The following is a 12,036-nucleotide window of genomic DNA, read 5'->3' on the forward strand; positions in this document are numbered from 1 at the left end:
GGTCGCGTCCGGGGTGCTGCCTACCGTGACGACATGGCAAGCAGCTCAGGGCGTGACCGCCGACCCGACGCCCTGTCGCGCCTGCGATCGCAGCCCGCGCCCTGGGAGCCGGAGGTCGGTGTCGGTGTCGGTGTCCAGGCCGACGACGACCGCACCCCGCCACCCGAGCGCATGGTCGAGACCGCACCCCGGGACGTCGAGCCATCGTGGGGTGCGACGCCCCCACCGCGATGGCTCGACGACGGAGACGGCGATGCCGTTGCCGCACAGTCGGACCGGTCGACCCCGCTCCGCCGAACATCGCCCCGCCGGATGCCGTTCGTCGCCCCGCCCGCCGCGATCGCGCTGATCGCGGTCGGTGTGCTCGCCTGCGTCGTCACCGCCTACAGCGTGCTGCGCGGACCGTCCGACGATTCCCCGGCGGCAGCACGGGTGGCGTTCCCGGCCTCGGCAGGAGCGGCGGCACCCTCGTCTGCGCGACCCGCGGAGTCCGGTCGCCCGGCGGCCGGCGGCCGGTCCCCGGAGTCGTCGTCCTCAGGCGCCCGACCCCCATCGGTCGACGAGCTGGTCGTCAGCGTCGTCGGGTTGGTCCGGACGCCGGGGCTGGTGCGGCTGACCGGCGCCGCCCGGGTCGCCGACGCGATCGCCCGCGCGGGTGGCGGTCGGCCGGGCGCCGACCTGCTGAGCCTCAACATGGCGCAACCGGTTCGCGACGGCGACCAGATCCTGGTCGGTTTCGCCGACCCGGCCGGGGGAGCGGGGATGCGCAGCGCGATCGTCTCCGCGTCGTCATCCGGGACTGGGGCGTCCGGGCCCGCGGCGCCCGGGTCTGGGACCTCCGCGACCACCGGTGCCCCCGGCTCGGCGTCCGCCGCGGACGGCGCACCCGTCAACCTCAACACCGCCGACGAGGCGGCGCTGGACACCCTGCCCGGGGTCGGGCCGGTGACCGCCAAGTCGATCATCGACTGGCGTTCGCGCAACGGCGGTTTCACGTCGGTCGACCAGCTCGCCGAGGTCGACGGGATCGGCCCGGGACGACTGGCGAAGCTGCGTGATCGCGTCACCGTCTGACGCCGTCGGAGCCGATCTACGTCTGCTCGCACCCGCCGCCGGCTGCTGGGCGGTCACGATCGCCGGTGCGGTCGGAGGGGTGTGGGCGGGCGGTCTCGCGACCCTCCTGTGCGCGGTGGTCCTCACCGCGGCGCTGCTCGCCCTGCGTCACAGCGTCCACGCACGTGCCCTGCGGCCGGCGATGCTACTGATCATCGCCACGGCGGGCGTGTCCGCGGGCTTCGGGGCCGCCGTCACCGCCCGCGTCGTCGACCTGCAGCACCACCCCATGGCCGCAGCCGGTCTCCTCGGACACAAGACGACGGCGGAACTGATCATCGGTGACGACCCGCGCGTGCTGCGCGGACCGGGACCGCCCCGCATCCGGGTACCCGTCACCGCGGCCGTCGCGTCGAGACCGTCGGACCGTGCGTCGGCCTCACTGACCGCGCCGGCCGACGGATGGTCGGATCTGGTCCCGGGACAACGCGTCACCGCCGTGGTGACCGTCGACCGGCCGTACCGCGCCGATCTGACCGTCGCGTCACTGCGGGCAACGGGACCGCCGCGCGCGGTCTCGCGGCCACCGGGGTATCAGCGATGGGCGTCGGCGGTGCGGCTCCGGTTCGCCGAGCTGTCCCGGCGCGCGCTGCCCGCCGCCGAGTCCGGACTGCTACCGGGGTTGGTGCTCGGCGACGTGTCCGGTCTCGGTGACGACGTCGTCGACGACTTCCGTCGCTGTGGGTTGACGCACCTCACCGCGGTGTCCGGTGCGAACTTCGCGATCGTCTGTGGTGCCGTACTTCTCGTCCTGCAGGCGGCCGGTGTCGGACGCCGGACCTCGGCCGTTCTCGCGGCGATCGTGCTGGCCTGCTTCGTGGTGCTCGTGCGTCCGTCACCGAGTGTGGTGCGGGCGGCGGTGATGGGGGCGGTCGGGCTGCTCGCCCTGGTCGCCGGCCGGCGATCCGCGGCGATCCCGGCACTGTGTGCCGCGGTGATCGTGGCGCTCGGGGTCTGGCCCGCACTCGCCGTCGATCCGGGGTTCGCCCTGTCGGTCTGCGCCACCGCGGCCCTGATCCTGCTGGCGCCCGGCCTGCGGGATCGACTGTCGGCGGTCGGTGTCCCGCGCGGCGTGGCCGACCTGCTGGCGATCGCCCTCGCCGCGCAGATCGTCACCGCACCCCTGGTCGCCATGATCGCGGGCACGGTCAACCCGGTGGGGGTGGTGGCCAACATCGCCGTCGCCCTCGCGGTCGCGCCGATCACCGTCCTCGGCACGTTCGCGGCCGCGATCGCGGGTCCGTCACCGCGAATGGGTGAGCTGCTGATCCGGTTCTGCGAGCCCGAACTGTGGTGGATGGTGCGCACCGCCGACGTGCTCGCCGGTGTCCCGGGCGCGTCGATGTCGGTACCCGACGGCCTCGGCGGGGCGTGCTGGGTCGCGCTGGGCCTGGCCGCGCCGGCCGCAGGGGTGTGGCTGTGGCGCAGGACGGGTCACGGCCGGACCGGCCCAGTCGGCGGGGTCTGGCACGATGGCCGACGTGACCGACCGACTCCACCTCCTGCTCGGCGACGACGAGTTCCTGGTCGAGCGCGCCACCTCGTCGATCCGCGCCGAGGTGAACTCCGAGACCGGCACCGACGTGCCGATCACCCGGGTCCGGGCCGGTGACGTCAGCGAATACGAGCTGGCCGAGATGCTGAGTCCGTCACTGTTCGCCGACGAACGGATGGTGATCGTGGAGTCCGCGGCCGACGCGGGCAAGGAGCCGGCCGCGTTGATCACCTCCGCCGCCGGGTCGCTGCCCGAGGGCATCACACTGCTGGTGGCGCACACGGGTGGCGGACGGACCAAGTCGATGGTCGGGGCGTTGAAGAGTGCGGGCGCACAGGTCCACGAGTGTGCCGCGTTGAAATGGCCGGAGGAGCGGGTCCGCTTCGTCAAGGCCGAGTTCGCCCGACTCAAGGTGCGCGTGTCGGCCGAGGTCGTCGCGCAGGTCGTCGAATCGGTGGGCGCCGATCTACGGGAGCTCGCGGCCGCCTGCAGTCAGCTGGTCTCCGACACCGGCGGCAAGGTCGACGCCGCCGCGATCGCGACCTATTACTCCGGTCGGCCGGAGACCAAGGGATTCGACGTCGCCGACCGTGCGATCACCGGTGACAAGGCGGGAGCGCTGGAGACCCTGTCGTGGGCTGAACACCACGGCGTCCCACACGTGGTCATCGCCGACGCCCTGGGCGAGGCCGTCCACGCCATCGCCCGCGTCAAGGGACTGGGAACGATGGACCAGTACTCGGCGGCGTCGGAGGTGGGGATGTCCCCGGGGCGTCTCAAGCGGGTGCAATCGCAGGCGCGCGCGTGGAACGCGGAGTCGATCGCGAGCGCACTGATGGTGGTCTCGACGCTCAACGGCGACGTCAAGGGCCAGGCGGCCGACGCCGACTACAGCCTGCAGCGCGCGGTGGGCCTGGTCGCGGACCTCAAACCCACCCGCCATCGCTGACCCGGACGCCCCGGGCGCACAGACAGATCACCCCGGTGACGAGGTACGTCACCGGGGTGAGATCTGCACGCGGCCCGTGGGCCGAGCGATCAGCTCAGAGCTTGTTGACCGCGATCGCCATCGCGGACTTCTTGTTGGCGGCCTGGTTCGAGTGGATGACACCCTTGCTGGCGGCCTTGTCGAGCTTGCGCCCGGTCGTGACGAGCAGTTCCGACGCCTTGTCCTTCTCGCCTGCGGCGACGGCCTCGCGGAAGTTGCGGATGGCCGTGCGGAGCGAGGACTTGACCGACTGGTTGCGCTGACGCGCGATCTCGTTGGTCTTGTTCCGCTTCATCTGCGACTTGATGTTTGCCACGCCTGGGTACCTCTTTGCTCGGTTGTGCACGACCCCGAGGGCCCCGCATTGATCTGTGGGAAAAGTGTTGCCGGCGCTCGCTCGATGGTCGAGTTCGCACCTGCTCGCGAGTTGATCGACTATCACCGAAAAACCGTCACGAGCACCAGCGATGGATATTACCCCACGGCGTGAACCGGCCCAAATCGTCGCGGTCCCGTCCAGGTGGTCCCGGGTTGCGATCAGCGCGGACGCGGATGCGGACATGCTCCGATACAGTCTGTCGCATATGAACGTCGTCACCTCGACCGCCCACTGCGCGAGCGCCCCAGCGCTCGATCGCCGCTGATGGCGACAGCCAGGCCCCGGATCTTCGTCCACGTCGGGTTGCCGAAGACGGGGACCACCTATCTGCAGGACCGCCTGTGGCGTAACCGCGACATCGCGATGCGGACCAGCGGTCTGCTCTATCCGGGCACGACCATGCAGGACCACTTCCACGCCGCGGTGCATCTGCAGCCCGACCGCTACCTCGACTGGGTCGATCCCGCGCACAGCGGCGTGTGGCCCGCTCTCGTGGAGCAGATGCGCTCCTGGCCGGGCACCTCGGTCGTCTCGCACGAGCTGTTCTCCACCGCGACCGACGAGCAGGCCGCGTCGGTGATGGCCGACCTCGAGTTCGCCGACGTGCACGTCGTGGTGACGGTGCGCGACCTGGCCCGCCAGATCCCGTCGGTGTGGCAGGAGAACATCAAGAACCAGCACCGCTCCACCCTCGACGGGTTCGTCGACTCGCTGCGCACCCGTCCGCCCGCCGAGCAGGAACCGTTCTGGGAGTTCCAGGATCACGGTCGGATCCTGCGGACGTGGGGCGCCCATCTACCCCCGGGAAACGTCCATCTCGTGACCGTGCCGCGGGCCGGTGGGGGATCGGACCCGACGTCGCTGTGGGACCGCTTCGTCGGTCTCCTCGACGCGGACGGCGACGCGCTCGACCGCCCGGTGCCGCCGAGCAACGCCGCGCTGTCGCCGGCCCAGGTCGAGTTGCTGCGACGGCTCAACGAGCACCTGCAGCCCGATCGCATCGAATGGGCCCGCTACGAGACGGCGGTCAAGAGGATCCTCATCGGCTCGGTGTTGTTCGGCGCGCCGGTTCGGGCGGGACGGTCGTTGTCACCGGAGCAGTCGGAGTGGGCCGCGGCGCAGTCGGATTCGATGATCGCCGACATCGAGGCGTCCGGATGGGACGTCGTCGGCGACATCGAGGACCTGCGGGTGGCGCGGGTGGCGGCCGCCGGAACCGGCGAACCGAGCACCGACGAGACCCTCGACGTCGCGGTGTCCGCGCTCGCCGAGGTGCTCGCGACGATGCCGCTGCCCACCGACCGTCCACGCGTCACCACCCGCGCCAAAGCGGTGCTGCGCGGTGCCGCCCGCCCGCTCCTCGGCGTTCGGGCCGCTCGCCGCGCCCGCCGTCGGCCCTGACGATCACCGCGCTCACCTGCGTCTGACCGACGCGATCGTCGACAACCACATGCCGAGTCGGCCCATGTGGGGCAACATGGTTGGTTATGAGCCCCGGAACCTCCTCCGAGAACACCGACACCCGGTCCTCGGACAATCGAACGCGTCCTGCCAAGTCGTCGTCTGGCGGCGCCAAGAAGGCCACCCCGGCCGCGAAGGCCGGGAAGGTCGCGGCCCCCGATCGCAAGCCGAGTGCCGCACCCGCCGCCCGCCGGACCGTGGGGGCCAAGAGCGCACGGTCGACGGCCAGATCCTCCGACGCCCCCACGAAAGCCGCCCCGGCGAAAAAGGCGGCCTCGACCAAGGGGACGAACGGCGCCACCGGGATCTTCTCGGGCTACGCCAAGGGCCCCTACGCCGAGGCCTTCGACGAGATGTTCGACGGCAACAGCGAGGTGCGCGCGCCGTACCGCGGGATCCACAAGGCGTTGGCGCCGTCGGACCGGGCTGATCTGAACACCCGCGTGGATGCGCTGGGCCGCGCGTTCATCGACCAGGGCATCACCTTCTCGCACTCCGGGCAGGAGCGTCCCTTCCCGTTGGACGTTGTGCCCCGGGTCATCTCGGCGAGTGAGTGGGCCAAACTCGAGCGAGGTATCACCCAACGCGTGAAGGCGCTGGAGATGTTCCTCGACGACATCTACGGCGAGCAGGAGATCCTTCGCGACGGGGTCGTCCCCAAACGATTGATCACCTCGTGCGAGCACTTCCACCGGCAGGCGATCGGGATCAAGCCGCCCAACGGGGTTCGTATCCACGTCGCGGGCATCGACCTGATCCGCGACGAGCACGGCGATTTCCGCGTCCTCGAGGACAACCTGCGGTCGCCGTCGGGTGTCTCGTACGTGATGGAGAACCGTCGCACGATGGCGCGTGTGTTCCCCGACCTGTTCTCCAGCCACCGGGTCCGTGCGGTCGCCGACTACTCCAGTCAGTTGCTCAAGGCGCTCCGTGCCTCCGCCGCGTTCAACGAGGCCGACCCGAATGTCGTTGTGCTGACACCAGGTGTCGCCAACTCCGCATACTTCGAGCACTCGCTGCTCGCGCGGCAGATGGGTGTCGAGCTCGTCGAGGGCCGCGACCTGTTCTGCCGCGACAACGTCGTCTACATGCGCACCACCGAGGGTGAGCAGCGCGTCGACGTGATCTACCGACGCATCGATGACGACTTCCTCGACCCGATGCAGTTCCGTCCCGACTCGATGCTGGGGGTGGCCGGCCTGCTCAACGCCGCACGTGCGGGCAACGTCGTCATCTCCAGCGCCGTGGGCAACGGCGTCGGCGACGACAAGCTCGTCTACACCTACGTGCCGGAGATCATCCAGTACTACCTCGGCGAGAAGCCGAGCCTGGGCAACGTCGACACCCTGCGGTGCTGGCTCGACGACGAGCGCGAGGAGGTCCTCGACCGCATCGACGAGCTGGTCGTCAAACCCGTTGAGGGATCCGGTGGTTACGGCATCGTGTTCGGACCCGACGCCACCTCCGAGGAGCTCGACACCCTCGCCCGCAAGGTGCGCAACGACCCCCGCGGATGGATCGCGCAGCCGGTGGTCCAGCTGTCCACGGTGCCGACCAAGATCGGCGACAAGCTCCAGCCGCGCCACGTCGACCTACGGCCGTTCGCCGTCAACGACGGCGAGTCGGTGTGGGTGCTGCCCGGTGGTCTCACCCGGGTCGCGCTGCCGGAGGGGTCGCTGGTGGTCAACTCCAGCCAGGGTGGCGGTTCCAAGGACACCTGGGTGCTGGCGTCGCGCTCGTCGGAGTCCGAACGCGAGCTCGGCGGTGAGGAGTTGGTGAGCGGCAAGGACCTGCCGCCGTCCCAGCAGACCGAGCAGGGGCCCGAGGCCACCGCCCACCAGCAGAAAGAGCAGCAGCAACAGCAGCAGCAGGCTCGATCCGACATGCAGTTCCAGTCTCAGGAGGGCACCGAATGATGTTGGCGCGTAACGCCGAGTCGCTGTACTGGATCGGCAGGTACGTCGAGCGGGCCGACGACACCGCCCGGATCCTCGACGTCGCGGTGCACCAGCTGCTCGAGGACGCCACCGTCGACCCCGACCGCACCTGTCGGCTGGTCCTGCAGGTGTTGGGCATGGAGCCGCCCGCCGACGTCGACAAGCTCGACGTCTGGTCGCTGACCGAACGCGTGGCCTACGACAAGAAGGGCCACGGATCGATCGTCGACTGCATCGGCGCCGGCCGTGAGAACGCCCGTGGCGCACGGGAGGTCACGTCCAGCGAGATGTGGGAATGCCTCAACACCACCTACAACGGACTCACCGAGGCCGAGCGGGCCGCTCGCAAACTGGGTCCCTACGAGTTCCTCTCCTACGTGAAGAACCGGGCGGCGATGTTCGCCGGACTCGCCGACGCCACCCTCAGTCGCGACGACGGTTACCGGTTCCTGCTGCTCGGCCGATCCATCGAGCGCGTGGACATGACCATCCGGATGCTGTTGTCGCGTGCCGGGGACCGGTCGGGATCACCCGCCTGGGTCACCGTCCTGCGATCGGCCGGAGCGCACGACACCTATCTACGCACCTACCGCGGCGCGCTGGACGCCAGCCGCGTGGTCGAGTTCATGCTGCTCGACCGGCTGTTCCCGCGGTCGGTGTTTCACGCGATCACCCTCGCCGAGGAATCGCTGATGGAGCTCGACAACCGCCCCAACAGCCGCGTCGGCGCACGCGCCGAGGCGCAGCGCCTCCTGGGTCGCGCGCGCAGCTCGCTGGAGTTCATGCAGCCCGGTCTGCTGCTCGACGATCTGCAGGACCGGTTGTTGGCCCTGCAGGAGACCTGCCGGGATCTGAACGAGGCTGTGACACTGCAGTATTTCCACGTCACTCCGTATGTGGCATGGGCGGACGTCCGGGCGAGCTCCGCCGAGGACCACTTCATCGAGGAGAGTGAACTGTGAGCTGGCGCCTGCGGGTCGTGCATTCCACCGGATTCGCCTACAACGCACCGGTCACCTCGTCGTACAACGAGGCGCGTCTGACGCCGCGCAGCGACAACCGGCAGAACGTGATCGTCAACCGCGTCGAGACGGTGCCCGCGACGCGTTCGTACCGCTACACCGACTACTGGGGCACCGCGGTCACCGCCTTCGATCTCCATGCGCCCCATGAGGAGCTGGAGGTGTCGGGTTCGTCGGTGGTCGAGACCGAGGCGGGTAATCGGCCGACCGAGTCCGAGCAGACCGACTGGGACGACCTCAAGACCGAGTACGTGATCGACCGGTTCGACGAGGTCCTCGGCAAGACCGACTACGTGCCCCGTAACCGGCAACTCGCGGCGACGGCCCGCAAGCTGTCCAAGGGCCTGGACCCGAGCGCCGCGGTCGTGGCGATCTGCAGCTGGGTGCACTCGGAGATGCAGTACGTGCCCGGCACCACCGGCGTGCACACCAGTGCCGTCGACGCGTGGAGCGAACGCAAGGGCGTGTGCCAGGACTACGCGCATCTCACGTTGCTGATGCTGCGCAGCCTCGGGATCCCGGCCCGGTACGTCTCGGGGTATCTGCACCCGAGCCGCGACGCCGCCATCGACCAGGTCGTCGAGGGTCAGAGCCATGCCTGGATCGAGGCCTGGACCGGCACGTGGTGGGGATACGACCCCACCAACGACGTGCCGATCAACGAGCAGCACGTGTCGGTCGGCATCGGTCGCGACTATTCCGACGTCCCTCCGCTGAAGGGCATCTACACCGGCGGCGGGGCAACCGATCTCGACGTGGTCGTGGAGATCACCCGCCTGGCCTAGGCGTCCGTCTCGCGCAGGGTCGGGATCACTCCCGGCCCTGCGATACCCAGTTCGGGTCACCCGACCGCGCACCGGACACGAGGTCGGCGGCAGCGTCGAGTCGCGTGATCTGTGCGTCGGTCAACGACAACGACAGCGCGCCGAGGTTCTCGGTGATGCGGGCGGGGTTGCGCGTGCCCGGGATCGGGACGGAAGGGATACCCATGGTGGTCGCCCTGGCCAGCAACCAGGCCAGGCTGACCTGCGCCGGGGTGGCGTCGAGCTCGGCGGCCACGCCACGCACCACATCGACCACGGCGGCGTTGGCGTCGAGGTTCGCGCCCGCGAAGCGCGGGATCTTGTTGCGGAAGTCGTTGTCGGACAGGGTTGCCACCGTCCCGGTGAGGAAGCCGCGACCCAGCGGGGAGTAGGGCACGAAGCCGACGCCGTGTGCGACGGCCGCGGGGACCACGCTGCTCTCCACGTCGCGCGACCACAGGGACCACTCGCTCTGCACCGCGGCGATCGGGTGCACGGCACTCGCGGCGGCGATCTCGTCCGCGGTCACCTCGGACAGGCCCAGATGGCGAACCTTGCCCGCGGCGACGAGTTCGGCCATCGCGCCGACGGTCTCCTCGATCGGCACCGACACATCGCGACGGTGCATGTAGTACAGATCGATCGTGTCGACACCGAGTCGCGCCAGGCTCTCGTCGCAGCACGCGAGCACGTAGTCGTGCCCGCCACGGGCGGTCGGACGCGATTCTCCCGAGATCGAGAGCCCGACGATGCCGAATTTGGTTGCGAGCGTGACCTCGTCGCGTCGATCACGGAGGACCTCGCCGACAAGTCGCTCGTTCTCGCCGTCGGCGTAGACGTTGGCGGTGTCGATGAACGTCATGCCCTGATCGATGGCGCTGTGCAGGGCCGCGAGACCCTGGTCGTGCGACACCGATCCGTAGACCTGTGCGACCGCCATGGCGCCGAATCCCAGTGGGCTGACGGTGAGTCCGTCACCCAGGGGTGTCTGTCGCGTCATCTCATGAGCCTCTCTGTGCGGAACGGTCGGCGGCGGTGCATTCGCCGCCGGATTCGATCAGGCCGGTGTAATGCCTGATCTTGTTCTCGAGTGCGTCGCTGGTCTCGTCGATCAGTCTGCGCCGCTCGGCGATTCGCGCCCGGTGCGCGAGCAGGATCGCCAGACGTTCCGGGTGGGTGTCGGGCCCGCCCTCGATCAGCTGGGCGAATCGGCGCATGTCGGCCACGGGCAGCCCGGTCTCGCGCAGCCGCACGAGCAGGGTTATCGCACCGATGTAGCGGTCGGTGTAGCGCCGACGCCGATCGCCGCCGCGAGGGATCGGCGGCACCATGCCCTCGCGCTCGTACCAGCGCAACGTGTCGGGCGTCAGACCGGTGATGGTCGAGACCTCGGCGATGCCGTAGGTGCGCTCGTCGTCGGAGCCGCCGACGAGCAGCGGATCGGTGGTTGTGGTCACCGACCCAGCGTAGGAGCTGGAGTGCACTCCAACGCAAGGGTCGCCGAGACAGCGAGTGTTGTCAGCTCCAGCCGTACTCGCGGCGCAGACGGTCCGCGACCGCGTCGAAGCGGGAACGGTCGAGGATCGCGCCCTCGCGTCGGATGCCCTGTTCGGGGACGTCGAGGACACGGTCGAGTCGGATGTAGCTGACCTTGTGGGCCGATCCGGAGCCGCCGCCGTCCCAGTTGCCGGTGCCGATCTCGAGCCAGTTCGGGTCGTCGGCGCGATGCCCCTGGCTCGACAGCATCAGGCCGAGCAGCGTGGACCCGTCGCGCCCGACGACCAGCACCGGACGGTCCTTGCCCTGCGAGGCGTCCTCCTCGAAGGCCACCCACGTCCAGACGATCTCGCCGGGGTCGGCGGCCCCGTCGAGTGCGGGGCTGTACTCGATGCGGCGCGCGCGGTCGGCCGTCGGACGATCGGTGTCGGCGACCGGGCGTCCCTGCGGCCCCGGGGCGGCGGTGGGTGTCGCGGCCCCGCCGTTCATCCGGGCGGTGATCGCGGCCTTGCCCTTGTCGAGAGCGCCCGAGCGCTGTAGTTCGCGGTAGATGCGCGGCCCGTGCTGACGTGCCAGTCGGAGTGCCACGGAGGTCCAGTTCGCCATGGAGACGAATCTAATCGGTCCGACGACCCACGAGATGCGACAGCACGGCCTCGGCGGTCAGTTCGGCGGTGGGCTTGCGATCGGGACGCAGATCATGCCCGGTCCCGGTGATCTCCACCACAGTCGTCGGTGCCGGGATCAGGGCGACGGCGGCGGCGAGTTCGTCCGTGGTCGCGAACGGATCCGACGGACCGTGCACGACCACGACCGGCCGGGTGATGCGGGGGAGGTGCTCGACGCGCAGACGGTCGGGCTTGCCCGGCGGGTGCAGCGGATACGACGTCAGCAGCAACCCGTCGGCCACCGAGGCGTCGTCGGCGACGACCATCGACGCCTGTCTGCCGCCGTAGGAGTGGCCCCCGACGATCAGCGGACCGGTTCCCATCGCCCGCAGCAGGACGCAGGCCCGCGCGATGCCGTCCCGGTCACGCGCCGATCCGGACGGGCTGGGCGGCCCCTTGGGGCGTTTCTGTCGGTACGGGAGATCGATCCGCGCGACCAGGACCCCGCGGGCGCTCAGCGTGTCCCCGAGTTGGCGGAGCAGCAGCCCGTCGTGGTTGCCACCCGCACCGTGGGTGAGCACCGCGGTCGCGATCGGTGTGCGGGCGGGACGATGCAGCACACCGACGATTCCGTCGCCGGCGAGCGGTTCGGTCGCCCCGGGATTCGTCGGACTGTCCTGCGTGGCCACAGCGCCCACGGTAGCTGCGACAACCGCCCGGAGCGCGTGACGTG

12 protein-coding genes are annotated in these 12,036 nt (G+C 70.0%); 7 read left to right on the forward strand and 5 right to left on the reverse strand.

Going from position 1 to position 12,036, the window contains the following annotated elements; genetic code table 11:
- The first annotated feature begins 33 nt into the window (after positions 1 to 33).
- From IEV93_RS12320 to holA, 3 genes are read left to right on the forward strand one after another with little or no spacing between them, the layout of a single operon-like run.
- Complete coding sequence (locus IEV93_RS12320) at positions 34 to 1,074, forward strand: ComEA family DNA-binding protein (RefSeq protein ID WP_188489983.1); 1,041 nt, start codon at positions 34 to 36, stop codon at positions 1,072 to 1,074.
- Positions 1,055 to 2,725 (forward strand): ComEC/Rec2 family competence protein, encoded by a 1,671-nt coding sequence (locus tag IEV93_RS22525; protein ID WP_229705067.1) that lies wholly within the window; start codon positions 1,055 to 1,057, stop codon positions 2,723 to 2,725. The genes IEV93_RS12320 and IEV93_RS22525 overlap by 20 nt, the downstream gene beginning before the upstream one ends.
- A complete protein-coding gene (gene holA / locus IEV93_RS12325; RefSeq protein ID WP_229705163.1) occupies positions 2,637 to 3,557 on the forward strand; it encodes a DNA polymerase III subunit delta in 921 nt (306 codons plus the stop codon). Before IEV93_RS22525 ends, holA begins: the two co-directional genes overlap by 89 nt.
- A gap of 94 nt (positions 3,558 to 3,651) precedes the next feature.
- Here the strand turns inward: holA and rpsT are convergent, their stop codons facing one another.
- Positions 3,652 to 3,912, reverse strand: a complete 261-nt coding sequence (gene rpsT / locus IEV93_RS12330; protein WP_188489985.1) for a 30S ribosomal protein S20 — start codon at positions 3,910 to 3,912, stop codon at positions 3,652 to 3,654.
- Positions 3,913 to 4,239: 327 nt separating this feature from the next.
- Here rpsT and IEV93_RS12335 point away from each other — a divergent pair, with 327 nt between their 5' ends.
- From IEV93_RS12335 to IEV93_RS12350, 4 genes are all read left to right on the forward strand, one after another.
- Positions 4,240 to 5,376, forward strand: coding sequence for a sulfotransferase family protein (locus IEV93_RS12335; protein WP_188489986.1), 1,137 nt, complete (start codon positions 4,240 to 4,242; stop codon positions 5,374 to 5,376).
- Between the two features lie 86 nt (positions 5,377 to 5,462).
- The gene (locus IEV93_RS12340) at positions 5,463 to 7,352 is read left to right on the forward strand and encodes a circularly permuted type 2 ATP-grasp protein (RefSeq protein ID WP_229705068.1); all 1,890 of its coding nucleotides are present in this window, start codon (positions 5,463 to 5,465) and stop codon (positions 7,350 to 7,352) included.
- The gene (locus IEV93_RS12345; RefSeq protein ID WP_188489987.1) at positions 7,349 to 8,335 is read left to right on the forward strand and encodes an alpha-E domain-containing protein; all 987 of its coding nucleotides are present in this window, start codon (positions 7,349 to 7,351) and stop codon (positions 8,333 to 8,335) included. The genes IEV93_RS12340 and IEV93_RS12345 overlap by 4 nt, the downstream gene beginning before the upstream one ends.
- The gene (locus tag IEV93_RS12350) at positions 8,332 to 9,180 is read left to right on the forward strand and encodes a transglutaminase family protein (protein ID WP_188489988.1); all 849 of its coding nucleotides are present in this window, start codon (positions 8,332 to 8,334) and stop codon (positions 9,178 to 9,180) included. Before IEV93_RS12345 ends, IEV93_RS12350 begins: the two co-directional genes overlap by 4 nt.
- A gap of 25 nt (positions 9,181 to 9,205) precedes the next feature.
- On the opposite strand, the gene IEV93_RS12355 is transcribed toward IEV93_RS12350, so the two are convergent.
- The 4 genes from IEV93_RS12355 to IEV93_RS12370 all read right to left on the reverse strand — a co-directional run bounded on the left by IEV93_RS12355 (position 9,206) and on the right by IEV93_RS12370 (position 11,992).
- Positions 9,206 to 10,198, reverse strand: coding sequence for an aldo/keto reductase (locus tag IEV93_RS12355; RefSeq protein ID WP_188489989.1), 993 nt, complete (start codon positions 10,196 to 10,198; stop codon positions 9,206 to 9,208).
- A 1-nt stretch (position 10,199) separates the two neighbouring features.
- On the reverse strand, positions 10,200 to 10,655 hold the full coding sequence (locus IEV93_RS12360) for a MerR family transcriptional regulator (RefSeq protein WP_229705069.1): 456 nt from the start codon (positions 10,653 to 10,655) through the stop codon (positions 10,200 to 10,202).
- A 61-nt stretch (positions 10,656 to 10,716) separates the two neighbouring features.
- Entirely contained in the window at positions 10,717 to 11,301 is a 585-nt protein-coding gene (locus IEV93_RS12365; RefSeq protein WP_188489990.1) for a type II toxin-antitoxin system PemK/MazF family toxin, read from the reverse strand.
- Positions 11,302 to 11,311: 10 nt separating this feature from the next.
- Entirely contained in the window at positions 11,312 to 11,992 is a 681-nt protein-coding gene (locus IEV93_RS12370; RefSeq protein ID WP_188489991.1) for an alpha/beta hydrolase family protein, read from the reverse strand.
- Positions 11,993 to 12,036: the final 44 nt, after the last annotated feature.

It is taken from the genome of Williamsia phyllosphaerae (assembly GCF_014635305.1).
Classification (GTDB): domain Bacteria; phylum Actinomycetota; class Actinomycetes; order Mycobacteriales; family Mycobacteriaceae; genus Williamsia_A; species Williamsia_A phyllosphaerae.

Bases quoted from the DNA above. Each gene is read 5' to 3' on its own strand.
- IEV93_RS12320 (WP_188489983.1), top strand. From the start codon at position 34: ATGGCAAGCAGCTCAGGGCGTGACCGCCGACCCGACGCCCTGTCGCGC.
- IEV93_RS12335 (WP_188489986.1), top strand. From the start codon at position 4,240: ATGGCGACAGCCAGGCCCCGGATCTTCGTCCACGTCGGGTTGCCGAAG.
- IEV93_RS12340 (WP_229705068.1), top strand. From the start codon at position 5,463: ATGAGCCCCGGAACCTCCTCCGAGAACACCGACACCCGGTCCTCGGAC.
- IEV93_RS12345 (WP_188489987.1), top strand. From the start codon at position 7,349: ATGATGTTGGCGCGTAACGCCGAGTCGCTGTACTGGATCGGCAGGTAC.
- IEV93_RS12355 (WP_188489989.1), bottom strand. From the start codon at position 10,198: ATGACGCGACAGACACCCCTGGGTGACGGACTCACCGTCAGCCCACTG.
- IEV93_RS12365 (WP_188489990.1), bottom strand. From the start codon at position 11,301: ATGGCGAACTGGACCTCCGTGGCACTCCGACTGGCACGTCAGCACGGG.